Genomic DNA, 23,860 nt, shown 5'->3' with positions numbered 1-23,860 from the left:
GCGTATACAGAACATAACAACAGTTTTGTATACGCCCCACTTTTTGTGTGCAAAAATTGCAGATGGTATTATAATATACAAAGGCGATGTGAAGCTTCAGCCATGTACAAAGATGGATGACTGGTGCTTCAGTATACAGACAGGAGTTATTATGAAGAAGATACTTGTGGCGGTTGACTCTTTCAAGGGAAGCATGACGAGTCTTGAAGCGGGGAATGCCATAAAAAAAGGAATAAAGTCAATATTACCGGATACAGAGGTCAGGGTACGTCCTGTGGCTGATGGCGGAGAGGGCACTACTGATGCTCTTATATATGGAAGAGATGGTGTCAGCAGAGAGCGATGTTATGTGACCGGACCGCTTGGTGATAGGATCACTGCGGAATATACAATATATAATGCCGCAGACGGGCGAACTGCTGTCATGGAGATGGCAGCGGCGGCGGGGCTTCCACTTGTTCCGGAGAACCGGAGAGATCCGATGCACACGACTACATATGGTGTCGGTGAGATGATAAATGATGCCGTTTCAAAGGGATGTGAGCGTTTTATCATCGGGATAGGTGGTAGTGCAACGAATGACGGCGGGATAGGAATGCTTCAGGCTCTTGGATTTTCCTGTCTTGATGCGGATGGGAAGGATGTGCCATATGGAGCGGCGGGGCTTGGCGTCCTGGAGCGTATGATCAGACCTGATGGTATGTTTGGTATTGACAATAAATCTGGCCAGAAAGAAGCTGAAGTTTCTCGTGTGACAGGTGATGGCGAAGTGGAATTTGTATCAAAGTTAATGCACTGTTCATTCCGTATCGCCTGTGATGTGACGAATCCACTTGTAGGTGAGCTCGGATGCAGCCGGGTATTTGCACCACAGAAGGGGGCAAATGCGGAGACTGTTGAGCTCATGGAAGAATACATGAAGCATTATGCTGATATTGTAGAAGAATCTGTAGAAGGTTTGAGCAAATCGGCACAGCTTATTGACTGTGGATATGAAAAAACTGACGTAGATACAGAGCCTGTAGGTGAAAATGAAACAGGAAAATTCGACAGGTATACACTAGGCGCCGGCGCTGCGGGCGGACTTGGATATGCGTTTCTCATGTTCCTAGGTGGAAAACTTATGCCGGGAATAGATATAGTTCTGTCAGAGATAGGGCTTGAGGCGGATGTAGAGTGGGCAGATACTGTCATAACCGGTGAGGGCAGGATAGATGCCCAGACCATGATGGGCAAGACCCCATTGGGAGTCGCAAAGCTTGCAAAGAAACACGGCAAATATGTGATCGCCATAGGAGGATGTCTTGGGGATGGTGCGGAGAACTGTGTCAAAGAAGGATTGTTCAATGAGTGTTACGCAGTGAACAATGTGCTTGGTATAGATGACAGTGATTCGGAGCAGGTGAGAACGGCGATGAAGCCTGAAAATGCTGCGGCGAATTTGACGACGTGTGCCGCAAAGATCACAGAACTTAAGGAACAGATGTCGGCACGTGTGTGCAGACCTGCACTGCTTAGATAGATATGGGATTGAATTTGTTTGAAACAGAATCAGAGGCGTGTGAATTTTTTCTGCAAAAAATGAAGAGATATGCAAGGAAATAAATTTACTACTATATAATACGAGGAGAATAAAAAGATGACAAGAGAAGAAGCGTGGGAATTACTCACAGAGTACAACAAGGATGAGTTTCATCTGGAGCATGCACAGATCGTAGAGGGAACCATGAGGTATTTTGCAAGGGAACTTGGTTATGGCGATGAGGAAGAGTTCTGGGGAATAGTCGGACTGCTTCACGATCTGGACTTTGAACAGTATCCTGAGCAGCATTGCATCAAGTCCCAGGAGATCATGAGAGCGCACGGTGTTGACGAGAGGATCATACATGCGACGGCAAGCCATGGCTATGGTATCACGGTTGACATAAAACCAGAACATGAGATGGAGAAGGTTCTCTATGCTGTGGACGAGCTTACAGGACTTATCGGAGCGGTTACACTTATGAGACCATCAAAGAGTGTTCAAGATCTGGAACTCAAGTCAGTTAAGAAGAAATACAAGAGCAAGGGATTTGCTGCGGGATGCTCCAGGGAGGTCATCGAAAGAGGTGCAGATATGCTTGGTTGGTCACTTGATGAATTGATCACCAAGACTATAGAGGCACTCAGGACATTCAGACCATGATCGGGGGTATAAAGAAAATCGGAGAATTTGTCCGCAAAGAGACAGTGCTCACCGTGGCACTTCTGCTGGCGGTGATATCGGCATTTATCGTGCCTCCGGACAGCGCGTATGTGGACTACATAGATTTCAGGACACTTGCGATACTTTTCTGTCTTATGACAGTGGTCGCGGGATTTTCACAGCAGGGGATGTTTGGCATCATAGCGAAAAGTATGATAAATCGTATGGGTTCGCTCCGGGCGGTGACAATTGTCCTGATATTCATGTGTTTCTTTTTCAGCATGTTTATCACAAATGATGTGTCGCTCATAACATTTGTACCGATGACACTCACGGTCCTTGGTATGGCAGGAGAGGAAGTACTCACCAGATGGATGGTGCCGGCGATAACCCTCCAGACCATAGCTGCGAACCTTGGCAGTATGCTGACACCCATAGGCAATCCGCAGAACCTGTATCTGTACGGACTTGCAGGGATCAGCGCAGGCAGGTTTGTATTGCTCATGCTGCCATATACAGTGGCATCGGCAGTGCTTCTTGTGATATGTGTCATAGTATGCATGAAAGGAAAAAACAGGCAGCTTGAGATCAGACTTTCAGGCGGTGATATACAGGTGAACAGGAAGCTGGTGGGTATATATAGCATACTATTTGTGCTGTCGCTGCTCACCGTGGCGCGGATCGTCCCATACTGGGTGACATTTGTGGTAGTGCTTGTGGTAGTCCTTATATGCCAGAGAAGATTGCTGCTGCAGGTAGACTATTCGCTGATATTCACATTTGTGGGATTCTTCGTGTTTATCGGAAACATGGGAAGAATAGAAGGATTTAGGACATTTGTGGAGAGTGTTCTTGGCGGGCATGAGATGATCACATCAGTACTTGCAAGTCAGGTCATAAGTAATGTGCCAGCGGCGGTGTTATTGTCGGGATTTACAGATAAATACACAGATCTGATAGTCGGTACCAATCTCGGAGGACTCGGAACTTTGATTGCGTCCATGGCAAGTCTGATCTCATTCAAATACGTGGCGAGACAGGACAAGGGCGCCAGAGGAAGATATCTGGCATATTTCACATTTGCAAATGTGCTGTTCCTGGCGGTACTAATATGCATTTGGAATATAATAAAATAAACGTGCCTTACGATGAACAATATTCACTGCTGTCGTACATTGTGTAAGACTATTTTAGCCAAAAAAATATTGCCCTTAGATGGCAGTAGTCATAAAATAGAATGGTAAGTTTCTTCAAATTAAGGAGGCAGATAATATGAGTAAGAATCTTGGTGCAAAACCTATGCTGGTGCCACAGCCGGTCATGATGATCGGAACATACGATGCCGATGGCAATGCAAATGTCATGAATGCGGCATGGGGCGGAATAGTCGGAGCAAATGAGATCATATTTGACCTTGGAAGTCATAAGACTACCGAGAATATAAAGCTGAACAAAGCTTTCACAGTTGCCATTGCTGATGCAGAGCATGTGGCAGCCTGTGACTATGTGGGAATCGTGTCGGCAAATGACGAGCCAGACAAGATGAAGAAGGCTGGTTTTACAACCAGAAAGAGCGAGTTTGTAAATGCTCCAGTCATCAACGAGCTTTCACTGACAATGGAGTGCAAGCTCAAGGAGATCATAGACGGGGACAAGTTCCTCGGCGAGATCGTAAATGTTGTTGCAGATGACCGTATCCTGGGCGATGACGGCGAGATCACATATGAAGAGTTCCATCCGATCGTGTTTGACACCATCGGACATGGATATTTTGCACTCGGCGACAGGGTTGGTGATGCTTTCTCAGAGGGTAATAAGTTGAAGTAGACAAGCTTGTAACTTGGGAAAATCATCAAATTGTACATTGTAACATGAAAAAATTAGCCATTTTTGGAAGAAAAACCTTAATTTTTCAAGCAAATGTTCAATATACATATGGAAAAAGGCGAAATAATGTGATATAACAGACACATACAAAAAAGCACAAGCTAAAGTGAAAGGAAGATGTAGATATGGATAAGAAGAATATCGATTGGGCAAACCTTGGATTTGGCTATGTTCAGACAGATAAGAGATTTGTAGCAAATTATAAGGACGGAGCATGGGATGAGGGTACACTCACAGAGGATCCTAACGTAGTATTAAACGAGTGCGCAGGTGTTCTTCAGTACGCTCAGACAGTTTTCGAGGGAATGAAGGCTTACAGAACAGAGGATGGACGTGTTGTATGTTTCCGTCCTGACCTCAACGCAAGCAGAATGGCAGACTCAGCAAGAAGACTTGAGATGCCACCTTTCCCAGAGGATAGATTTGTACAGGCAATAGTAGATACAGTAAAGGCAAATATTGATTATGTACCACCTTACGGATCAGGTGCTACATTATATATCAGACCATATATGTTCGGTTCAAATCCAGTTATAGGTGTTAAGCCGGCAGACGAGTATCAGTTCAGAATCCTCACAACACCAGTTGGTCCTTACTTCAAGGGCGGCGCAAAGCCTATCACAATCAAGGTTTCAGATTTCGATAGAGCAGCACCTCACGGAACAGGACACATCAAGGCTGGTCTTAACTATGCAATGAGCCTTCATGCAATAGTTACAGCACACAAAGAGGGATTCGATGAGAATATGTATCTCGATGCAGCTACAAGAACAAAGGTTGAGGAGACAGGTGGAGCAAACTTCATCTTTGTTACAAAGGACGGCAAGGTAGTTACACCTAAGTCAAACAGTATCCTCCCATCGATCACAAGACGTTCACTGATGGTAGTTGCAAAGGATATCCTTGGACTTGAGGCTGAGGAGAGAGAAGTATACTTCGATGAGGTTAAGGATTTTGCAGAGTGCGGTCTGTGCGGTACAGCAGCAGTTATCTCACCTGTAGGCAAGATCAACGATCACGGCAAGGAGATCTGTTTCCCAAGCGGTATGGAGAAGATGGGACCAGTTATCCAGAAGCTGTATGATACTCTTACAGGAATCCAGATGGGCAGAATCGAAGGCCCAGAGGGATGGCTTAAGGTAATCGAGTAATTCGGTGTGAGATAATAATTATTGAGAACATTATACCCCACAGATGTCTGATGGTAAGTCGGATGTCGGTGGGGTTTTTGTGTATCCAAGTTAGTTCGGTGTAAGAAAGATTAGCCCCATATACTAACAATTAGAATTGACTTGCACCGACACTGAAGAACTATAATTGTGTAGACAATAGAAGAAACGAAAGATAAATTGTATATCGGATAGTGCGTTGAAACACAATAAAATTCATAAAAACAATTATTTTGAAGGGGTGGTTACTATGATGTCATTATCAGATGCAGTAAACGGTTTCTCAGGAGAGGTAGCCTGGAACTGTGCGGACAGATCACTGTTCGGTGCATGCCAGCTTGAGACCGGAGATCAGGTGCAGGTCGTATCGTCTTACTTTGGTAATGTGATAATCAAGGCAAAGGGAAAAAGACTAGCAATAACAAGGGATGCGGCGGAGCGGATAAAGCTGGCTTAGATTGAAAGTCAGAAGAAACGGGGAAAAAACGGCAGTTGCTGGAGAACAGCGGCTGCCGGTTTTTTGTCATAAAAATTATTAAATCTTTATAGATATTTAATTGACTGAGAATATATGCAATGATAAACTTTCAAAGATATTCAAATAAAGTAAGAATACGCTTGGAAATGTAAAGGGGAAAACAACGTCAGCTAAAGCATGGCATTTTCTCCGTCAGAAGAAAGCGTAGATATCAGATGAATGTATCCCTGCATAATGTACATTAACGTGTACAACATAACATCACCTGTACAGGACATTTGAGACCACCGGTCCTTAGTACCGCTGTAGGCCGAAATGAGCGGGAGCGATCCGGTACAGGTGATGTTATGTTGTGCACATAGAAAGACTAGAGGGGGATACATTCATCTGATCAATAATTGTTCAAGGAGGAAATGACATGCAGATATTCAGAAATCTGAAGCCGTATTGGAAGTCGGTCATTATCATAGCCCTGCTTCTCGTTCTGCAGGCATACTGTGATCTGTCACTTCCGGACTACACCTCAAAGCTCATAGATACCGGTATACAGAACTATGGTATAGAGAACTGCAGTCCGAAACAGATCCCGGAGAAAGCTTACAAAGTGATAGACGGATTTATGGATGACGATGAGAAAGCCGTATGGGAGAAATATTATAAAGATGGTTCGGATGGTTATTATTACCTGACAGAAGACGGCGAGGAACACATAGACGAAGTGGATAGTGCCTGTATGAAGGGGCTTATGATGTATTACTATCCATATCAGATGGTGAACTCTGACGAGGACAATGAGATCAAGGCAGGGCTAGACAAGATGGGAATCACCCTTGACGAGATGCCGGAGGAGATGTGGGCGCAGATCGGTGAACAGATGAAACCTACGGTTGACGGCATGCTCGACAGCATGGGGGAGGATTATATGGAATCCACAGCCATCGCATGTACAAGGATATGCTATGACAGCTTTGGCTACGATTATAAGGCAGGACAGATGTCATATCTGAAGTGGGCAGCGGTGAAGATGCTTGGAATGTCACTTCTCATGGCAGCAGCTGCGGTTCTCATAGGACTTGTGGCGTCAAGGGTTGCGGCAAGCGTTGCCTGCGGACTCAGAGAGAAGGTGTTCAACAAGGTTATCGCATTTTCGGATGCTGAGATCAACAAGTTTTCAACTGCATCTCTTATAACGAGATCTACAAATGATGTCCAGCAGATACAGATGGTTACAGTTATGATGCTCAGAATGGTTCTATATGCACCGATACTTTCTATTGGAGGAATCGTCAAGGTTGTTGAGAACGGAGCCGGAATGGGCTGGGTAATATTCATCGGTATAGCAGCAGTTGTGATCCTCATGGGAACGCTTATGGTCATTGCCATGCCAAAGTTTAAAGTTATGCAGACACTGGTGGACAGAGTAAACCTTGTGTCAAGAGAGATACTTACAGGTATCCCGGTTATCAGGGCATTTGGCAGAGAGGAACGCGAGGAAGAGAGATTCGATGAGGCAAATAAAGACCTGACGAAGAACACCTTGTTCGTCAACAGAGTCATGACATTTGCAATGCCTATACTCATGTTCATCATGTATGCCATAAGCATACTAATAGAGTGGGTGGCAGCTCACAAGATTGATGCGGGTGTCCTTCAGGTAGGATCAATGACTGCATTTATTACATACACAATGCTTATCATCATGTCGTTCCTTATGCTCAGCATGATGTCAGTCATGCTCCCTCGTGCCAGCGTGGCAGCAGATAGAATACAGGAGATCATAAACACTGAAGTGACAGTTCAGGACGCAGCCGGGGCAAAGAAGCTTGAAGCACCAAGGGGTGTCGTAAAGTATGACAATGTCGCATTTGCATATCCGGGCGCAGATGAGAATGTACTTGAGAATATCTCATTTGAGGCCAAGCCTGGACAGACTACGGCGATCATAGGAAGTACCGGTTGTGGTAAGAGTACACTGGTTCAGCTCCTCCCGAGATTCTATGATGTTACGGAGGGTTCGATAACGATAGACGGACAGGATATAAGAGACCTCACTATGGAGAGCGTGAGACAGAATATCGGTTTTGTTCCGCAGAAGGGAATTCTGTTCTCGGGAACGATTGCGTCCAATATAAGATTCGGTGCACCGGATGCATCTGATGAAGATGTCAAGCTTGCAGCTGAGATTTCCCAGGCATCCGACTTCATAGAGGAGAAGGAGCATGGTTACGACAGTGCGGTTGCTCAGGGCGGTGGAAATGTGTCCGGTGGTCAGAAACAGCGTCTTGCTATAGCCAGAGCCATAGCAAGAAAGCCGAAGATCCTGATATTTGACGACAGCTTTTCGGCGCTTGATTTCAAGACGGATGTGGCAGTCAGAAAGGCACTTGGCGAGCACATAAATGACAGCACGGTATTTATCGTTGCACAGCGTGTAAGCACAATACTCTCAGCAGATCAGATACTTGTGCTTGACGAGGGTACGATAGTCGGCAAGGGAACTCACAAGGAACTCATGCAGACCTGTGAGGAGTACAGGCAGATAGCCGAGTCACAGCTTTCTCCATCGGATATAGCGGCCAGTCTTGGAACTGACTCAGAAAGGCAGGTGTAGGACATGGCAGAACAGAATCAGACAAATAATCAGAGAAGTTTCAGAGGTCCTAGAAGAGGCCACGGTCCTATGATGGGCGGCGAGAAAGCCAAGGACTTTAAGGGAACGATAGGAAAGTTATTCAGATATATAGGCAAGTACAAGGCCGCGGTTGTTGTCGTTGCTATATTTGCAATTGGAAGTACGGTATTCAACGTAGTATGTCCGAAGGTACTCGGCAAGGCGACAACAGCCCTGTCCGAGGGAATCATGAACAAGGTAACAGGCAACGGCGGAATTGATTTCACGTATATCGGTAAGATATTGCTGTTCTGTCTTGGCCTGTATGTGCTGAGTGTGGCATTTAGCTTTGTACAGGGCTTCATCATGACCGGTATCACACAGAAGGTGTGCTACAGGATGAGACGTGAGGTGTCCGAGAAGATCAACAGGATGCCGATGAGTTACTTTGAGAGCAGAACCTATGGCGAGGTACTTTCAAGGATCACAAATGATATAGACACCATGGGAAATGGTCTGAACCAGAGTATCACACAGCTCATTACATCGGTTAGTACGGTCATCGGTGTAATCGTGATGATGCTCACGATCAGCCCGCTTATGACACTCATTTCGGTGCTGATACTTCCGATAAGTATCATGCTCATGATGTTTGTCATCAAGAAATCCCAGAGATTCTTCAAGCAGCAGCAGGAATACGTGGGACACATAAACGGTCAGGTTGAAGAGGTGTATGGCGGACACAATGTCATAAAAGCGTTCAATAAGGAGAACGACGTTAGAAGAGAGTTCCATGAGACAAATGAGACTCTGTACAAGTCAGCATGGAAGTCACAGTTCTTCTCAGGATTGATGCAGCCTATTATGATGTTTGTCGGTAATCTGGGCTATGTGGCAGTTGCCATATCAGGTGCGGCTCTAGCAATCAGAGGAACTATCCAGATAGGTGATATCCAGGCATTTATACAGTACGTGAAGAACCTCACACAGCCTGTTCAGCAGGTTGCCCAGGTCACAAATATGATGCAGCAGATGGCAGCAGCCGCTGAGCGAGTATTTGAACTTCTTGAAGAGAAAGAAGAGGAGCAGATAGTAGAGAATCCTGTATCCACAGAGGGAATCAAGGGTGAAGTTACATTTGAACATGTAAAGTTTGGCTACAATCCGGATCAGATCATCATCAAGGATTTCTCAGCCCATGTAAAACCGGGACAACAAGTAGCCATAGTCGGACCTACAGGAGCGGGCAAGACCACCATGGTCAAGCTGCTCATGAGATTCTACGACGTGAATGGCGGTGCTATACTTCTGGATGGACACAATATTAAGGACTTCAACAGACGTGAGCTCAGGGATGTATTTGGCATGGTGCTTCAGGACACATGGCTGTTCAAGGGCACTATCATGGAGAATATCAGATACGGAAGACTGGATGCCACGGATGAGGAAGTAATCGCAGCGGCAAAGGCAGCTCATGCACATAGATTTATCTCGGCACTTCCGGGTGGATACAACATGGAGCTCAATGAGGAGATAACAAATATCTCCCAGGGACAGAAACAGCTCTTAACTATCGCAAGAGCAATTCTTGCTGACAATCCGGTCCTGATCCTCGATGAGGCTACATCATCAGTCGATACGAGAACAGAACACAGGATTCAGAGAGCCATGGACAATCTGATGAAGGGCAGGACAAGCTTTGTCATAGCCCACAGACTGTCAACCATCAAGAATGCAGACATCATCCTTGTTATGAAGGACGGTGACATCATAGAGCAGGGTAACCATGATGAGCTTATGGCGCAGAATGGATTCTATGCGGATCTGTATAACTCGCAGTGGAGTTAAAGGATTTATAGATACCCATAGCTTAAAACTATGACGAGTCTCAAAATAATAGTATTTTCCATGGACAGCCTATCCTGCTAGAATATCCTCAAGTTAAGAAAACGAGAAAACACTACGGAGGATAAAGACATATGAGCAAATTACAGACACCTTTCAGATACGATTTTGTAGGAAGCTTTCTGAGACCACAGGCACTCAAGGATGCGAAGGCAGCATACAGGGACGGAAAGATCACCAAGGAGGAGTTCGACAAAGTTGTTAATGAGGAGATTACCAAGGTTGTTGCAAAACAGAAGGAACTTGGATTCCATGCGATCACAGATGGCGAGTTCAGAAGAACATTCTGGCATCTTGACTTCATGTGGGGATTTGAGGGCGTTGCCCATGAGAACACTGGAAATGGTGTAAAATTCGATGCAGAGCTTGCGGTTCTTGACGACACTTATCTTGTAGGCAAGATAAAGGCAAAGACGCACCCATTTGTTGAATATTTCAAGTTCCTAAAGCAGTTCGAGGATGAGAATACAGTTGCAAAGTATACGATACCGGCTCCTGCACAGACATTCCAGCAGATGATAGTACCTGACAATATTGCAAACACAAGGAAGTTCTATCCTACAAATGAGGAGCTTATCCAGGATATCGGAAAGGCTTATCAGGATGTTATTAAGCAGTTCTATGATGCTGGATGCCGAAACCTGCAGCTTGACGATTGTACATGGGGAGCCATAGTGGGGGATGCAGCAAAGCAGAGATATAGGTCGCTTGGAATATCACTTGAGGATGTCAAGAAGGAGCTGCTTGCAGTGAACAATCTTGCCCTTGAAGGAAAGCCGGAGGATATGGTCATCACTTCACATATCTGCAGAGGAAATTACCACTCAACATTCTTCACAAGCGGTCCTTATGACACAGTTGCAGATTATGTATTTGCAAATGAGAATGTAGATGCGCTGTTCCTTGAGTATGACGATGAGAGATCGGGCGGATTTGCACCTCTTGCAAAGGTTTCAGAGAACAAGAAGGTCGTGCTCGGACTTATCACAACAAAATCTCCGGTTCTTGAGGATAAGGAGAAGGTCATTGCAAGGATCTATGAGGCTGCAAAGTATGTACCACTTGACAGATTATGCCTGAGCCCTCAGTGTGGATTTGCATCGTGTGAGATCGGAAACAAGCTGACAGAGGATGAGCAGTGGGCAAAGCTCAAGCTCGTTAAGGAGATAGCAGAGGAAGTCTGGTCATAAAATAGAATGTTATAGAAGTGAAGTGGCGGCGAACAGAAACAAGAATCTGTTCGCCGCTTTTTTGAGTTATGAAATCTGTTATATACAAGCCTGATCGATATATGATACTATTAAGAAACGCGGAATCCTTGCGGGAGTTATATTCCCAGTGCTTTTGCTCGTGAGGATACTTCTTCTGAGAAAGAAGAATGCTAAAGAAAATGTATGTTAAAAAGCAGAAATATAGATATAGTTAGGAGTTAGATTCATGAAAAAGATTGTAGAGATGTGGAATAGGGTGTCGCTGATCGCGAAGATATTGGTTGGAATAGTGATCGGTGCGGTGCTGGGACTTCTGGTGCCGGGGGCAACGGGAATAGGCCTGATCGGAACCATGTTCGTCAGGGCTCTCAAGGCAATTGCGCCGATACTGGTGTTTGCCCTTGTCATCAGCTCAATTGCAAATGCAGGAAAGGGAAATGGCCAGCAGTTCCGTATGGTGACGATCATGTATATGCTCAGCACGCTGTGCGCAGCGATAGTGGCGGTGAGCGCAAGTTTTATTTTCCCTGTAACCATGACACTGGACCTTGAATCATATCAGGCGGATGTCGTCCCATCGGGAATCATGGAGGTCCTCCGGAATCTTTTGCTCAACATCACCGATAATCCCGTAAATGCGATACTCAACGCAAATTATCTCTGCATACTTGCATGGGCACTTTTGTTTGGACTTGCCATGCGACGGACAAGCAAGTCTATAAAATCTGCACTTGTATCCATATCGGATGCGGTATCAACCGTCGTGAGGTGGATCATCGGGTGCGCACCATTTGGAATCATGGGACTTGTGTTCACGACAGTATCGGAGAGTGGATTGTCGATATTCAAGGAATATGGCAGATTGCTGCTTGTGCTTGTGGGCGCCATGCTTACGGTTGCATTGATCGTAGATCCGCTCCTTGCGACTATCGTCTTAAGGAGAAATGCATATCCACTTGCGTGGAGATGCCTCAGAGAGTCAGGTGTGACGGCGTTCTTCACCAGAAGTTCTGCGGCAAATATCCCAGTGAACATGTCACTTTGCAAAAGACTTGGACTTGACCCGGATGTGTATTCGGTATCCATACCGCTTGGCGCGACCATCAATATGGATGGTGCCGCCATCACTATAACTATAATGGCGCTTTCCGTTGCAAATACCATGGGAGTGTCGGTTGACGTTCCGACAGCACTCATGCTCAGTCTTATGGCAACCCTTGGCGCGTGCGGTGCCTCAGGTGTTGCGGGAGGTTCGCTGTTGCTCATTCCTATGGCGTGCTCGCTGTTTGGAATCCCACAGGATATATCCATGCAGGCTGTTGCTGTCGGAATGATCATCGGAGTGGTTCAGGATTCACTTGAGACGGCAATCAACTCATCGGGAGATGTACTCTTTGCCGCTACAGCGGAGTACAGACAGTGGCAAAAGGACGGCAGAGAGTTTAAGATAGGCGCCATCGTGAATCCAGATGAGTAGGATATTTTCATATAAAAAACAACCGGGTATGTTCAGGAAGAAACATACCCGGTTGTTTTTGTCTTTATATTCCCCGTATCCCTGATTCCACAATTCCATTTGAATCTTTAGAGATTCCCTCAAGAATATGCGGAATTACCAACATATCCGTTCCGCATTTAGGACATGCCGCAATTCCCAGAAGTTCGTTGGTGCTTTCCAGACGATATTCAGACTGATATTCTATACCATCTTTCTGCCACATAAAAATGTGTCCGCATTTGAAACATTTAACTTCCCTGAATGTATTCCCCATAATAAATAATAACCTCCGTTGCAGTTTGTTTGTATTGCCTACAGAAACTTGTCCAGCTCCGCATCGACGTTCTTCCTCTTTTTGATCTTTGGGTGGTCGATGACTCTTTCAAATATACAATATCCTAAACATGGTTTGCAACAGATGAAGAACTTTTATATAATTGTAGACAGTATGCGGAAATTAAGATAACATATGAGAACTGAAAGAAAAACGGAAAAATGAACACTATGAAGAATGAGCCATTGTCTGGCAGATCAATGACAGAGAATAACAAAACAGAATACAAGGCACATTACCATCTGCCCGGACTTTTTGAATTCTACGAGCTGTATAAGGCGTTCCTGCCACTATACTGTGAGCACAGGGAATATTTTTACGACTGGTGTGATATCGGTTCAGTGTATGGTGCACCGGGTGACTGCCTCTGGGGCGGTGGCAGAGTGGGATATGGTGACAGCGGTGCCAGAGATGTGCTGGAACTTATGAGAGAGTATGGAATATCGGCGAGGCTGACTTTCAGCAACTCACTACTGGGGCCGGAACACCTTGCTGATAAACGGTGTAATGATTTGTGCAGAGCGTTTGATAATGGTGATATTCAAAACGGTGTCATAGTCCATTCGGAGTTGTTGCTTGACTATCTGCAGGAGAACTATCCGGGACTATATATGGTTTCATCTACAACAAAGGTCATCACGGACTTTGATCAGTTTTCGGCAGAGCTTGACCGGGATGAATTCAGGTATGTTGTGCCGGATTTCCGGCTGAACAAAGCATTTGACAGGCTGGGAGCGCTTTCGCAAAAGCAGAAAGACAAGGTGGAATTCCTGTGCAACGAATGCTGTTGGTTCTCCTGTCAGGACAGGAAAGTCTGCTATGAGGATGTGAGCCGTATGGCTCTCGGAGAGAAGTCCATTCACCGCTGTACATCGCCGAACGCAGCAGGTGGCTATCGTTTCTCAAAAGCGATGGAGAATCCGGGATTTATAGGTATAGATGATATAAAGAACATTTACCTGCCGCTGGGGTTTTCAAATTTCAAGATAGAGGGAAGAAGTCTTGGAAGTGCCATAGTGCTGGAATTTCTACTATACTATATGACAAAGCCAGAGTACCAGCTGAGGGTAAGAGAAGAGATATATCTTGACAATACGCTGGATTTGTTCTAGGCGTGCGCGGGCAGTAGTCAGGGGCTGCGGATAGCATGGGAGGATAATATAGGCAGTCGATATGTATTTGAAATCTGCAGAGTATGTTTCGCAGCTCGTGGAGATAACAGAAAATTCCTGATCGAAGGGGGAAATGTATATGGAGAGAATAAAGAATTTATCCAGGACGCAAAAGGTTCTGATGAGCATTATAGTGGCAATGATCATAGCATTTTCCATAATTTATCCGATTATAATGTCCATAAAGGGAATAGAATTCAGGGGTGACTTTCTGACCCGAAAAGAAGAACAGGGAAATGTGACATATACAGATGGACATACAAGTATCATAGTATATGATGACCAGAGCATAGAATTTAAGTGTTATCATCGATTTACAGGAGATGGGTATAGAGACGTAACATATGGACCATATAGCTGGATGGAGGATCATTCTGCCATACCGGCAGGGACGGAGAACGGCATGTTATCATCTGATGATTATATCGGAGTAAAGATCATGGCGGGTGATAAGGTGTTTTTTAGAGGCGCTGTCTCAAAAGATGGATACATGGTATACAATGCGGACGGCACGATGACCAACGAGTTTGATGTGGTTTTAGGAGATTATTATGCAAATCCGCCGGATATTTATGAAATAGTGAAGTTTATTAATGGTCCGCAGACAACAAACAGAGGAAATATAGTATTATATATATTCGGAATCATTATATGCATCATTGCGGTCGTAAGTATGCTGTTTCCAGATGAACTTTTCAGATTGGCCATGTGGCCCAGGGTGAGAAACCTGTATGATGTTGAGCCGTCTGACTGGGAACTTACAGTCCGTGTTATCGAGTGGTATGTGCTTACGATTGGTGCATTTGTGGTATTTGTGATCGGACTTACGATGGGCAGTGTGACGTGACGACTCCGGACGAGTGATAGACAAAAGCGCTTAGCATATAGACAAATAGATGAAAGGATAACTTGAACAATATGGCATACACACCTAATGATATATATGATTATATAATTGAGAATGACAGGGAATCAGAATTCCTGCAGGCGATAACACTCCATAAACAGAACTTTTCCATAGGAGAGATTACAGACAGGCGTTTTCTCGTAAAAGAAGACAAGACGGTAAAGTTTATATCAAAGATGTATAAGATAAATATACAGATCACGGATGACGACATCATAACAGCGGTCATGAATGGACTCTATGTGAGTGCATTTATCTCAAGACAGGGCGATGCCTACAATGTGCATTTTCTCGTACATGCGTATCCGGAAAATATGAAGTCGCAGTTTGACGAAGAGATATTAAAGGAAGTCCTGCGATACATGATCATGATGACTATTGTACGGCTGAGACTGGATACGCCGGAGAAGGTGGAAGAATATCTGGGGAGCAGGGAGTAGCACTTTATGTAAATAAAGCTTATAGTCGCACCCCCTGGCTTTTTTATGAATAATATTTGGCTGTTATAAAGTTAGTTTTGATGAAACAAAAAAGCTGTCTGAAATAATTCAGACAGCTTCTGTCACGTGCGCAAGAGGATTCGAACCCCCGACACCTTGGTCCGTAGCCAAGTGCTCTATCCAGCTGAGCTATGCACACATGTTGATTAACAACATCAGTTATAATACAACAGGTTTGAGCAAATGTCAAATAAAAAGTTGCAAATATTTCAATTTTTTCATTCTCCCTGTGGTTGAAAAAATATCAGTAGGAGAAAAATAACTGTAATTATTCTTTAGGTGATTCTCTCTTAAGTTCAGGAATATATCGCTGACCATAAATGCTGTTCTTGATGGACTGCATCTCAAGGTCTGTTGCGGATATCACATCTGCGCATTTCTTAAGTCTTGCGGATATCATGTCCACGTTCGGGATATCCTTCTTATATCTGAGCTGGTGATCCAGGCTCGCCCAGAAGTCCATCGCGATTGTTCTGATCTGTACCTCCACACGCATATTCCTTGTGTGGTCTGCGAAGAACACAGGAATCTCGACTATGACATGCAGACTGCGGTAGCCATTTGGCTTTGGATGCGATATGTAGTCTTTTGCCTCGATCAGGGTGATGTCGTCCTGACTTATGAGCTTTTCTGCCACCATATATATGTCGTCGATGAATGGGCAGATGACCCTTATTCCGGCGACATCATCCAGATTGTTCAGTATACTTGCACATGTAACCGGACAGCCCTTGCTTGCAAGCTTTTTGGCAATGCTGACAGGCTTTTTGATCCTTGACTGTATGAATTCTATAGGATTTCTCTTATATCTTACGCTGAAATCATCGTTCAGCACTTCAAATTTTGTCTTCACCTCTCTGATGGCACATGAATACATCATCATGATCTCCTCAAAACTATGCATCTCCTGCATGAAAGGATTTTCCTCCGGGCGCAGGAGTGAATTGATGTATTTGCTGTTCAGAGCGTTTGTCTGTATTGATTCCATAACTCCTCCAAAATGTAAAAAAACTGGAATGGTGTGTCCTGTTGCACAACTATGTGTATTATACTACATTCCACTTGTGCTTAAAAATAAAATTTTATAAAATACCTGTGAATGATCAATAAATACTGACAGGCATAACCATTTTGCTTTATTTGTCAGTTCACAGAGTCAGGAGAAGACAATGAGCTATTTTGATGAGATGATCGCCACGGAGCGTATACCGGATTCCTATGTGGGATGGGAACAGTACAGACGTGAGGTGACGGAATATATAGAAAATAACTGCCGGGTAAAAAAAGAATCCGGGCAGGATGCAGATGCAGCGAATTCAAAGCCTGTGCTTGCACTGTGGGGAATAGGGCCGGCCGGCGATATAGATATAGGAAGATTGGCAGATAATTACAGGCTGGTGCTCATAGACAGAGACAGGGAAGCTGTGCTTTCGGCAGTCAGGGAATATGGGCTGAAGGAACAGGATTATATAATAGCGGATATTCCATTCTGGCTTGTAGACGATGACCAGTACCGCTTGTATGAGGCGATGCTTGAGGACTGTGAGGACACCGAGCATATACTTGAGTTCCTGACAGGCATAGCGACTGCCAATTCCGGTAAATATATTGGCAGAACGGAATCTGGGGATATAGTAAATGACACCGACAGGTATCTTGATATATTTGATTACAGTGTGGCGGTCGGGCTTCACAGCCAGCTCAATTCCAGATTTGCGGCATTGCTTTACCACTACAGGGACAATTATCATGACGAGGATCTTAGACTCATAAGCAGTGCCATCTCGGGGCTGAACGAGGCGGCGGTGGAGAGACTCAATGACTACATGTACCATATGACAAAGGATGTCCTCATATATGGATATGAGGTCGCTGCATGTGAGGATCAGACATGCGCAGAGAAGCTTGCAAATGCATTTGACAGGCGGGATGTGGAGACGATGAAGTCGGTGGAGCACATAGAAGGTGTGGCACAGCTCATGAAGGATATGTCGCTTCATATGAACTACGACGTGGAGCTGGTTGACAGCCGCCATATGGTATGGCCATTTGACACGGCCGGTGGCAGGAAAAATTACGTGATGGGATTTGCCGCCATGCGGAAGATATGATGTTGTAAATAGGCGGAAAAGATTAAAAAGTTAAATGACATTCCATAAAAATCAGTTGATATAACGTATATTATCATGAGGAGGGAGCTATGACAGACAGAGAATTTGAACAGTGCATGTCTGCGATGGCGGCGGGCGACAGGGATAGCCTGCGGCACATATATGATGCGTATCTGAAGCTCATATATGCTGTGGTGTACGACACCATAGGACAGCGCGAGGAGGCTGAGGATGTGACATCGGAATTCTTCATCAAGCTGTATAGCATTGCGGGAAGCTATAAGCCGGGAAATGGACATAAGAAATGGTTGGTCACGATCGCCCGGAATATGGCGGTGGACAGGATCAGGAAGATAGACCGTGAGGCTCTGGTGGATGAGATACCGGAGACCGGGCAGAGTGGCAGCATGGAGGAACAGGTTGTGAACAGCGTGTCACTGAAGGTGGCCATGGAGTCGCTTAAGCCTGATGAGCGGGAGATAGTTGATATGAAGGTGGCTGGAGGATTTACCTTCAGAGAGATATCAGAGATAGTTGGCAAGCCGATGGGAACAGTCACGTGGCTTTACAACAGTGCGATCAAGAGACTTAGGAGGTGCAGACTATGAACAGACATGAAGATGAACTGGAAAAGGAAATAGCTGACAAATATATAGAGAATATGGATGCACCTGATCTCTGGGGAAAAATAGAGGCAGGACTTGATGCGGTGGATGCGCATCGGGTGCAGGATAAGAAATCTGGAGATAAGAAGTTTGGAGTCAAGAAAGACCGTAAAGACAGGAACAGAAGAACCATCCAGATCGTTTCCGGTCTTGTGGCAGCGGCAGTGGTGTGTGTGCTGATCGTAGCCGGACCGTTAAGGAACAGCCGTAAGAGGGCAAGCGATAAGACAGCGCAGGACAACAGTGTGAAGGTGACTTCGGATGAAAGTTATTATGCACAAGAAAGTGACGCGGCTGCGGCAGACGATATTCAAAGCGATGCTGCTGAAATGGCAGAAAACGCCACGGCGAGTTATGATGTACAGAGAAATACTGATGCTCAGAATTCTGTGAATAGTGCTGACTATATCCCCATGATCATGTTGGATGGTGTGCTCTACAGGGACACATACGACATGGTCGATGCTGACAGCGTGGATGAGAGCAAAGCGGCCTACGCTGAGAGCTACACCGATGGCGTGCCGGCAAATGACGGCGAGGTCAACTTTGACATGAACCCATCCAGAAACTCAGCCTACATTGTGTGTGATGATGGCAGCCTTGTAGTGAAGGTTGAGGGCAACTGGTACAGATTTGAGAGGGCAGAATAGCACAAACAAATCAAAAATTAAAAAAATACAGAAATTACCATAAAAAATAGTAATCCCTTCGTATATAGAATATAAAGCTTGACCGGTAGCTTGAAATTCATATTACGGAGGGATTTTTTATGATGAAATATAATTCAAAAATATTTGCAAGATCCATATGCGCAGTTATGGCAGGGATTATGATGGTAGGAGGTCTTACGGGCTGCGGTAACGATGATGCAGTAGATGGCAGGGGAATGCGCCTTGAAAAACAAAATGGGGATAAGACAGAGATAACAGGGATCGCAGAAAAGTACAGGGAAAAAGAAAGTAAGCAAAAAAAGAAGTCGCTGCAGGACAATGGCTTGAGTGGAATATTCAACAGTACGTCGAATGATGTTATGTATGCGGAGGAAGCTTGTGATGTGGCAACAGTCGCTGGAGATACAGCGATGGTGACAGATGCTTCAAATTCTATGTATACAGAGATCGCCTACGATACGAGAGAGTATGACAGCGTGGCGGAGAATGGATTTGTATCCACAGCGGACAGACCTCTCTCCACATTTGCGGCGGACAGGGATACGGCATCATACAGCAACGTCAGGTCGTATATAGAGTCAGGCTGTCTCCCACCGGACGGAGCGGTGAGAATAGAAGAGATGCTGAACTATTTTACCTATGACTACAGAAGGAAGCCTGAGGATGGAGAGAAGTTCTCCATATACACAGAATATTCGGACTGCCCGTGGAATAAGGCCACAAAGCTCATGATGGTTGGGATCAACACGGATGAAATAGATTTTGGAGACAAGAAGCCTTCAAATCTGGTGTTCCTGATCGACACCTCGGGATCCATGTATGAAGATAACAAACTCCCACTCGTGCAGCAGTCATTTGCCATGCTGGCGGAGAATCTGGATGAGAACGACAAGGTGAGCATAGTCACATATGCGGGTGAGGATACGGTGGTGCTCTCGGGCACATCCGGCTCAGAGCAGTACACGATAAATGAGGCGCTTTCGAGTATGACAGCCGAGGGCTGTACCAACGGCGGAGATGCCATCATCACAGCTTACGAGCTGGCGGAGAAGAACTTTATAGAGGGAGGCAACAACCGTGTCATACTTGCAACGGACGGGGATCTGAACGTGGGGCTTACCAGTGAGAGCGACCTTGTGGATCTGATAACCGAGGAGAAGAAGGAAAACAACATTTTTCTCAGCGTGCTTGGGTTTGGAACGGACAATTTGAAGGACAACAAGCTTGAGGCTCTTGCTGATAATGGTGATGGAAGCTATGCGTTTATAGATTCTGCGTATGAGGCAAAGAAGGTGCTGGTGGACGAGATGGGCGGAACTCTGAACACCGTTGCCAAGGATGTGAAGTTTCAGATAGAGTTCAATCCGGCAAATGTCAAGGGTTACAGGCAGATAGGTTATGAGAACCGCGCCCTTGCGGATGCGGACTTTGCAAATGACGCTGTGGACGGCGGCGAGATAGGCGCAGGACATATGGTGACGGTGCTCTATGAGATAGTGCCTGCGGGATCAGACTTCGATGTGCCTGCAGCCGAGCACAAATACGGACAGGATTCCAATCAGGCAAATACATCGGAGACTGCATCACAAGACGTTAAGGATAAGTCTGATAGCGCAGAGGACTATACCGGTGAGCTTGCGACAGTGAACGTAAGATACAAGGAGCCGGATGGGGATAAGAGCAGTCTTGTGAGCCGTGTGGTGAAGACTGACAGCTACAGCAGCGAAATGTCCGTTGACATGAGTGCGGCAAGTGCCGTGGCGGCCTATGGTATGATCCTCAAAAACAGTGAATATGTGGGTTCTGCAGATTTTGATATGGTTATGGCTCTTGTTGGCGGTAAGGTGGACAGTTCAGCCGGCAGTGGCGATATTATCGATATGCAGTGGCAGGGCTTTGCAGACATGGTACGTCAGACGCAGAATATAACTGACTAGGGAAAATGTCGATAAGAGGAGCTGTTCGATATGGCTTTGTAATCACACTTTGTAATCACATTGTATAAAACTCTTTTATTTTATTGATAATTCTTGTATAATAACAAATTAGAGTGTCAATTAAGACGAAAAAATAAAAACAAGAATATCAATATAGACAGGAAGGGTAAGATTCATGGGCGAAAAAAAGATTATGCTTGGTAACGCAGCCATCGCCAGAGGCTGTTATGAAGCGGGTGTCAAGGTATCAGCGGCATATCCTGGAACACCAAGTACAGAGATCAGTGAGAACATGGTGCAGTACAAAGGAGATATCTACTCAGAGTGGTCACCAAATGAGAAGGTAGCCACAGAGGTAGCGATCGGTGCATCATTTGCGGGAGTGAGATCAATAGTGTCGATGAAGCATGTAGGTGTGAACGTGGCATCAGATCCGCTGTTCACCGCAGCATACACAGGTGTGAATGGAGGTATGGTACTTGTTGCAGCAGATGATCCTGGAATGTACTCATCACAGAATGAGCAGGATTCAAGACTTGTAGCAAGAACAGCCATGATCCCAGTTGTTGAGCCATCAGACAGCCAGGAGGCAAAGGATTTCACAAAGTATGCATTTGAGCTGAGTGAGAAGTATGATACTCCTGTAATGCTCCGTACAACCACAAGACTCTCACACTCACAGGGCGTTGTAGAGCTCTGTGACAGACAGGAGATTCCTGACAAGCCATATGAGAGAAATATAAAGAAATATGTCATGATGCCTGGTAACGCTATACCACGTCATGTATTTGTAGAGCAGAGACTCAAGGACATGGCAGCAGACGGAGCTGACATGCCGATCAACAGAGTTGAGATGAGAGACAAGAGTGTGGGTGTCATCACCAGCGGTATCCCTTACCAGTATGTCAGAGAGGCTATGCCAAACGCATCGGTCTTAAAGCTTGGCATGGTAAATCCACTCCCAAGAAAGATGATCGAGGACTTCTGTGCACAGGTAGACAAGGTGTATGTCATCGAGGAGCTTGAGCCACATATCGAGACTCAGGTCAGATCATGGGGAATAGATGCAGTCGGCAAGGAGCTGCTTACAGTTCAGGGTGAGTACAGCGCAAATATGCTCAGAGAGAAGCTTCTCGGCGAGAAGGTAGAGACAGTCGAGGCTGCTCAGGTTCCAGCTAGACCACCTATCCTCTGTCCAGGATGTCCACACAGAAGCGTATTCTCAGTCCTCTCAGAGCTGAAGATCCACGCTGCAGGAGATATCGGATGTTACACACTCGGAGCTGTCGCACCGCTCAGTGTTATTGACACAACAGTCTGCATGGGTTCATCCATCTCTACCCTTCATGGAATGGAGAAGGCAAAGGGCAAGGATTATATCAAGAACTGGGTAGCGGTCATAGGTGATTCAACATTCCTTCACACAGGTGTGAACTCACTCATGAACATGGTATACAACCAGAGCACAGGAACAGTCATCATACTTGACAACTCGACAACAGGTATGACAGGACATCAGGATCACGCCGCAACAGGTAAGACACTGATGGGAGATCCTACATATGCCATTGATATTTACAATCTCTGCAAGGCACTGGGAATCCAGAGCGTCCATGAGATAAATGCATTTGATATAGAAGGTCTTAAGAAGCTCATCAAGGAGGAGACAGCAAAGGATGAGGTATCAGTCATCATCACAAAGTCACCTTGTGTACTCTTGAAGACGACTAAGATAACAGGAAGATGCAAGGCAATACCTGAGAAGTGCAAGAAGTGCGGTATGTGCTTAAAGCCTGGATGCCCTGCAGTTATCAGGCAGGAGGATGGAACCATCCGTATAGATGACACACTCTGTACAGGCTGTGGACTGTGCATGAAGCGTTGTAAGTTCGATGCTATAGAAAGGGAGGAGTTCTAATCATGGAGACAAAGAATATTATGATCGTCGGCGTAGGCGGACAGGGAACACTTCTCACAAGCCGTATACTCGGTGGAATCACCACGGCAGCAGGTTATGATGTAAAGCTCTCAGAGGTTCACGGAATGAGCCAGAGAGGTGGAAGTGTTGTTACATATGTAAGATATGGTGAGAAGGTAAATGAGCCTATCGTGGAAGAGGGATGTGCAGATGTCCTCATAGCATTTGAGAGACTTGAGGCGCTCAGATATGCACACTTCCTGAAGAAGGATGGAGTTATCATCGTAAATGACCAGAGAATAGATCCTATCACTGTAGTTACAGGCGCAGCACAGTATCCTGATGGAATCATCGAGGAGCTCAGCGGCAAGTACAAGGTTATCTCAGTTGATGCCATGGACGAGGCAAAGAAGCTTGGCAACAACAAGGTATTTAACACAGTCATCATAGGAATCGCGGCACAGCACATGGATTTCTCACATGATGCATGGGTTGAGGTTATCAAGAACACAGTTCCACCTAAGACAGTGGAGAAGAATCTTGAGGCATTTGAGGTTGGCTACAACCTTAAGTAATTTGACGATTTTTAGTACAAAAGACGGATTTTGGCATAAAAAAAGTCCGTCTTTTGTTGATTAATGGTGGAAAAAAGGACCCTCATATGGTAAAATCAACACATATGATGGTTTGCGGGGTGCGTA

At 45.3% G+C, this 23,860-nt stretch carries 21 protein-coding genes and 1 tRNA gene; 19 read left to right on the top strand and 3 right to left on the bottom strand.

The genetic code is table 11. The annotated features are described in order from the left end of the window. The first annotated feature begins 151 nt into the window (after nucleotides 1–151). From ABUA31_RS04475 to sstT, 10 genes are all read left to right on the top strand, one after another. Nucleotides 152–1,522: a glycerate kinase gene (locus tag ABUA31_RS04475; protein WP_349818820.1), complete on the top strand. Its 1,371-nt coding sequence runs from the start codon at nucleotides 152–154 to the stop codon at nucleotides 1,520–1,522. Nucleotides 1,523–1,639: 117 nt separating this feature from the next. Beyond that, nucleotides 1,640–2,185: a hypothetical protein gene (locus tag ABUA31_RS04470; protein WP_015533455.1), complete on the top strand. Its 546-nt coding sequence runs from the start codon at nucleotides 1,640–1,642 to the stop codon at nucleotides 2,183–2,185. Next, nucleotides 2,182–3,321, top strand: coding sequence for an SLC13 family permease (locus ABUA31_RS04465; protein WP_349818819.1), 1,140 nt, complete (start codon nucleotides 2,182–2,184; stop codon nucleotides 3,319–3,321). Before ABUA31_RS04470 ends, ABUA31_RS04465 begins: the two co-directional genes overlap by 4 nt. Nucleotides 3,322–3,457: 136 nt before the next feature. After that, the gene (locus tag ABUA31_RS04460) at nucleotides 3,458–4,012 is read left to right on the top strand and encodes a flavin reductase family protein (protein ID WP_015533453.1); all 555 of its coding nucleotides are present in this window, start codon (nucleotides 3,458–3,460) and stop codon (nucleotides 4,010–4,012) included. Between the two features lie 185 nt (nucleotides 4,013–4,197). Continuing rightward, nucleotides 4,198–5,223: a branched-chain amino acid aminotransferase gene (locus ABUA31_RS04455; RefSeq protein ID WP_004853734.1), complete on the top strand. Its 1,026-nt coding sequence runs from the start codon at nucleotides 4,198–4,200 to the stop codon at nucleotides 5,221–5,223. A 268-nt stretch (nucleotides 5,224–5,491) separates the two neighbouring features. After that, nucleotides 5,492–5,698: a ferrous iron transport protein A gene (locus ABUA31_RS04450; RefSeq protein WP_349818818.1), complete on the top strand. Its 207-nt coding sequence runs from the start codon at nucleotides 5,492–5,494 to the stop codon at nucleotides 5,696–5,698. A 439-nt stretch (nucleotides 5,699–6,137) separates the two neighbouring features. Beyond that, nucleotides 6,138–8,330 carry an ABC transporter ATP-binding protein gene (locus ABUA31_RS04445; RefSeq protein ID WP_349818817.1) on the top strand — a complete coding sequence of 731 codons (2,193 nt, stop codon included), beginning with the start codon at nucleotides 6,138–6,140 and terminating at the stop codon, nucleotides 8,328–8,330. 3 nt (nucleotides 8,331–8,333) lie between these two features. After that, a complete protein-coding gene (locus ABUA31_RS04440) occupies nucleotides 8,334–10,178 on the top strand; it encodes an ABC transporter ATP-binding protein (RefSeq protein WP_349818816.1) in 1,845 nt (614 codons plus the stop codon). A 131-nt stretch (nucleotides 10,179–10,309) separates the two neighbouring features. After that, entirely contained in the window at nucleotides 10,310–11,425 is a 1,116-nt protein-coding gene (locus ABUA31_RS04435) for a 5-methyltetrahydropteroyltriglutamate--homocysteine S-methyltransferase (protein ID WP_349818815.1), read from the top strand. A gap of 247 nt (nucleotides 11,426–11,672) precedes the next feature. Beyond that, nucleotides 11,673–12,923, top strand: a complete 1,251-nt coding sequence (gene sstT / locus ABUA31_RS04430) for a serine/threonine transporter SstT (RefSeq protein ID WP_055280086.1) — start codon at nucleotides 11,673–11,675, stop codon at nucleotides 12,921–12,923. A gap of 64 nt (nucleotides 12,924–12,987) precedes the next feature. Here the strand turns inward: sstT and ABUA31_RS04425 are convergent, their stop codons facing one another. Then, a complete protein-coding gene (locus tag ABUA31_RS04425; protein ID WP_055224268.1) occupies nucleotides 12,988–13,218 on the bottom strand; it encodes a hypothetical protein in 231 nt (76 codons plus the stop codon). A gap of 230 nt (nucleotides 13,219–13,448) precedes the next feature. Between ABUA31_RS04425 and ABUA31_RS04420 the strand changes: the two genes are divergently transcribed. From ABUA31_RS04420 to ABUA31_RS04410, 3 genes are all read left to right on the top strand, one after another. Further along, a complete protein-coding gene (locus ABUA31_RS04420; RefSeq protein ID WP_349818853.1) occupies nucleotides 13,449–14,390 on the top strand; it encodes a hypothetical protein in 942 nt (313 codons plus the stop codon). Nucleotides 14,391–14,529: 139 nt separating this feature from the next. After that, nucleotides 14,530–15,297, top strand: a complete 768-nt coding sequence (locus ABUA31_RS04415; protein WP_349818814.1) for a hypothetical protein — start codon at nucleotides 14,530–14,532, stop codon at nucleotides 15,295–15,297. Nucleotides 15,298–15,368: 71 nt separating this feature from the next. Further along, the gene (locus ABUA31_RS04410; RefSeq protein WP_004853714.1) at nucleotides 15,369–15,797 is read left to right on the top strand and encodes a hypothetical protein; all 429 of its coding nucleotides are present in this window, start codon (nucleotides 15,369–15,371) and stop codon (nucleotides 15,795–15,797) included. A 125-nt stretch (nucleotides 15,798–15,922) separates the two neighbouring features. Here ABUA31_RS04410 and ABUA31_RS04405 read toward each other — a convergent pair. Then, nucleotides 15,923–15,996, bottom strand: a tRNA-Arg gene (locus ABUA31_RS04405). Nucleotides 15,997–16,125: 129 nt separating this feature from the next. Beyond that, entirely contained in the window at nucleotides 16,126–16,845 is a 720-nt protein-coding gene (locus ABUA31_RS04400) for a GTP pyrophosphokinase (RefSeq protein WP_349818813.1), read from the bottom strand. A 181-nt stretch (nucleotides 16,846–17,026) separates the two neighbouring features. Between ABUA31_RS04400 and ABUA31_RS04395 the strand changes: the two genes are divergently transcribed. From ABUA31_RS04395 to ABUA31_RS04370, 6 genes are all read left to right on the top strand, one after another. Beyond that, entirely contained in the window at nucleotides 17,027–17,968 is a 942-nt protein-coding gene (locus ABUA31_RS04395) for a hypothetical protein (RefSeq protein ID WP_349818812.1), read from the top strand. 89 nt (nucleotides 17,969–18,057) lie between these two features. Continuing rightward, nucleotides 18,058–18,576 carry an RNA polymerase sigma factor gene (locus ABUA31_RS04390; protein WP_015533439.1) on the top strand — a complete coding sequence of 173 codons (519 nt, stop codon included), beginning with the start codon at nucleotides 18,058–18,060 and terminating at the stop codon, nucleotides 18,574–18,576. After that, nucleotides 18,573–19,283, top strand: coding sequence for an SH3 domain-containing protein (locus ABUA31_RS04385; protein ID WP_055274038.1), 711 nt, complete (start codon nucleotides 18,573–18,575; stop codon nucleotides 19,281–19,283). Before ABUA31_RS04390 ends, ABUA31_RS04385 begins: the two co-directional genes overlap by 4 nt. Nucleotides 19,284–19,402: 119 nt before the next feature. After that, the gene (locus ABUA31_RS04380; RefSeq protein WP_349818811.1) at nucleotides 19,403–21,241 is read left to right on the top strand and encodes a vWA domain-containing protein; all 1,839 of its coding nucleotides are present in this window, start codon (nucleotides 19,403–19,405) and stop codon (nucleotides 21,239–21,241) included. 175 nt (nucleotides 21,242–21,416) lie between these two features. Next, complete coding sequence (gene iorA, locus ABUA31_RS04375; RefSeq protein ID WP_055147951.1) at nucleotides 21,417–23,159, top strand: indolepyruvate ferredoxin oxidoreductase subunit alpha; 1,743 nt, start codon at nucleotides 21,417–21,419, stop codon at nucleotides 23,157–23,159. A gap of 2 nt (nucleotides 23,160–23,161) precedes the next feature. Then, on the top strand, nucleotides 23,162–23,734 hold the full coding sequence (locus tag ABUA31_RS04370) for an indolepyruvate oxidoreductase subunit beta (RefSeq protein WP_015533435.1): 573 nt from the start codon (nucleotides 23,162–23,164) through the stop codon (nucleotides 23,732–23,734). The last annotated feature ends 126 nt before the right edge of the window (nucleotides 23,735–23,860 follow it).

The organism is Coprococcus sp. RTP31081st1_H1_RTP31081_211007 (genome assembly GCF_040227275.1).
Classification (GTDB): domain Bacteria; phylum Bacillota; class Clostridia; order Lachnospirales; family Lachnospiraceae; genus Coprococcus; species Coprococcus aceti.
Note: the sequence above shows the minus strand (reverse complement) of the source record. Positions and strands in the feature narration are given on the sequence as shown.

What these genes read in the sequence shown, in the direction of transcription:
- ABUA31_RS04415 (WP_349818814.1), top strand. Translation starts at nt 14,530, where the DNA reads ATGGAGAGAATAAAGAATTTATCCAGGACGCAAAAGGTTCTGATGAGC.
- ABUA31_RS04450 (WP_349818818.1), top strand. Translation starts at nt 5,492, where the DNA reads ATGATGTCATTATCAGATGCAGTAAACGGTTTCTCAGGAGAGGTAGCC.
- ABUA31_RS04380 (WP_349818811.1), top strand. Translation starts at nt 19,403, where the DNA reads ATGATGAAATATAATTCAAAAATATTTGCAAGATCCATATGCGCAGTT.
- ABUA31_RS04475 (WP_349818820.1), top strand. Translation starts at nt 152, where the DNA reads ATGAAGAAGATACTTGTGGCGGTTGACTCTTTCAAGGGAAGCATGACG.
- ABUA31_RS04390 (WP_015533439.1), top strand. Translation starts at nt 18,058, where the DNA reads ATGACAGACAGAGAATTTGAACAGTGCATGTCTGCGATGGCGGCGGGC.
- ABUA31_RS04445 (WP_349818817.1), top strand. Translation starts at nt 6,138, where the DNA reads ATGCAGATATTCAGAAATCTGAAGCCGTATTGGAAGTCGGTCATTATC.
- sstT (WP_055280086.1), top strand. Translation starts at nt 11,673, where the DNA reads ATGAAAAAGATTGTAGAGATGTGGAATAGGGTGTCGCTGATCGCGAAG.
- ABUA31_RS04410 (WP_004853714.1), top strand. Translation starts at nt 15,369, where the DNA reads ATGGCATACACACCTAATGATATATATGATTATATAATTGAGAATGAC.
- ABUA31_RS04455 (WP_004853734.1), top strand. Translation starts at nt 4,198, where the DNA reads ATGGATAAGAAGAATATCGATTGGGCAAACCTTGGATTTGGCTATGTT.
- iorA (WP_055147951.1), top strand. Translation starts at nt 21,417, where the DNA reads ATGGGCGAAAAAAAGATTATGCTTGGTAACGCAGCCATCGCCAGAGGC.
- ABUA31_RS04395 (WP_349818812.1), top strand. Translation starts at nt 17,027, where the DNA reads ATGAGCTATTTTGATGAGATGATCGCCACGGAGCGTATACCGGATTCC.
- ABUA31_RS04370 (WP_015533435.1), top strand. Translation starts at nt 23,162, where the DNA reads ATGGAGACAAAGAATATTATGATCGTCGGCGTAGGCGGACAGGGAACA.
- ABUA31_RS04400 (WP_349818813.1), bottom strand. Translation starts at nt 16,845, where the DNA reads ATGGAATCAATACAGACAAACGCTCTGAACAGCAAATACATCAATTCA.
- ABUA31_RS04465 (WP_349818819.1), top strand. Translation starts at nt 2,182, where the DNA reads ATGATCGGGGGTATAAAGAAAATCGGAGAATTTGTCCGCAAAGAGACA.
- ABUA31_RS04425 (WP_055224268.1), bottom strand. Translation starts at nt 13,218, where the DNA reads ATGGGGAATACATTCAGGGAAGTTAAATGTTTCAAATGCGGACACATT.
- ABUA31_RS04385 (WP_055274038.1), top strand. Translation starts at nt 18,573, where the DNA reads ATGAACAGACATGAAGATGAACTGGAAAAGGAAATAGCTGACAAATAT.
- ABUA31_RS04420 (WP_349818853.1), top strand. Translation starts at nt 13,449, where the DNA reads ATGAAGAATGAGCCATTGTCTGGCAGATCAATGACAGAGAATAACAAA.
- ABUA31_RS04470 (WP_015533455.1), top strand. Translation starts at nt 1,640, where the DNA reads ATGACAAGAGAAGAAGCGTGGGAATTACTCACAGAGTACAACAAGGAT.
- ABUA31_RS04440 (WP_349818816.1), top strand. Translation starts at nt 8,334, where the DNA reads ATGGCAGAACAGAATCAGACAAATAATCAGAGAAGTTTCAGAGGTCCT.
- ABUA31_RS04435 (WP_349818815.1), top strand. Translation starts at nt 10,310, where the DNA reads ATGAGCAAATTACAGACACCTTTCAGATACGATTTTGTAGGAAGCTTT.
- ABUA31_RS04460 (WP_015533453.1), top strand. Translation starts at nt 3,458, where the DNA reads ATGAGTAAGAATCTTGGTGCAAAACCTATGCTGGTGCCACAGCCGGTC.